Source organism: Neobacillus drentensis (genome assembly GCF_036962765.1).
In the GTDB taxonomy this organism is placed as follows: Bacteria; Bacillota; Bacilli; order Bacillales; family Cytobacillaceae; genus Neobacillus; species Neobacillus drentensis_C.
Window position 1 is genome coordinate 1 of the sequence record NZ_JBALOS010000443.1, and the last position, 1,154, is coordinate 1,154.

The 1,154-nt window shown below is 30.8% G+C and carries 1 protein-coding gene; it reads right to left on the reverse strand.

The genetic code is table 11. From position 1 onward, the window contains the following. Positions 1-1,087 (reverse strand): UvrD-helicase domain-containing protein (locus tag V7137_RS30530; protein ID WP_335701538.1); only part of this gene is annotated, 1,087 nt, incomplete at its 3' end. Positions 1,088-1,154 lie beyond the last annotated feature (67 nt).

Genomic DNA, 1,154 nt, shown 5'->3' on the forward strand with positions numbered 1-1,154 from the left:
ATAAATACTCATTTAGGATAGTAATTGGCTGAATACGACTTTCATACTTGTTCTTTAAATCATTAACAAAAATATCTAAAATAAGTACAAAAGTTTCTGAACCTTTAAACTCTATTATTTTTTTGACTTCATTTTTCTTAGAAAATAGCACTTCTTCAAAATAGGTATTGTAAGATAAATCAAACTTTTCTTTTATTACTGATTGTAAATATTGGTACAGCATTTGTTGAACAGTGGACTGTCTAATTCCTTCCAGACTTAAATTCGGCAATAAATCCTGTACGGAACTAATAAATAAATTAGACGGGCCAAGGATTAAAACGTCTGATGGTTTGATATTTTTATTATTATAAAGTAAATAGGACAAACGGTGTAAGGCGATGGATGATTTTCCAGAACCTGCAACTCCTTGGATAATTACATTGCGATCAATCGGTTGTCGAATTGCTTTATCCTGTTCTTTTTGTATTGAGGCAATTATTTCTTTTAAATAGCCGGTTGTATTGCTATTTTCTATAATTTCCCTTAAAAAGTCATCAGTTATGGTTAATTCTTCTCCTTTTTCCGTAATAGTTACATTAAGGTTTTCGTTAAGTTTTTCTGAGACCTGTTGAATGATTTTAATAATTTTTTGGTCCTTTATCGTGAATTCCTTCTTTTTTAGAACATCTACTGAATGATTAATATTCCTCTTTGCTTTTCCGTCATGGAATGAATAAGACTGTTTAGGTTGGTCTGGAGTAAAATTATAGAATACAGAGGCAATCGGCATTCTCCAATCAACTACCACAACATTTTCGTTTTGGTCACGAACTCCTTGTTTACCGATATAAAAAGTTTCTTTACCATCTTCTTCGGAAGTAATATCAAATCGCCCAAAGTAGGGCTCCTTTTCTGCCTTTCTTAATAATTCTCTGTCCAGTTTCCCTCTTCGATAAGCAATCTCATCACCAGTATCATTGATTCCTCTTTTAAAATTCCCCTTTTTCCCTTCTAATAACTCCCAAACAAAATAGGATTGGTCCTTAATTTTCTTTATTGTATTATCAAGTATTTTTTGTTCATTCTTTAAATCTTCTGAATTCAATTTTAATGACTCCCTTAGAAATCTATATTGTTATATTTTTATTTTAACAGTTTATTGGAAACCATGA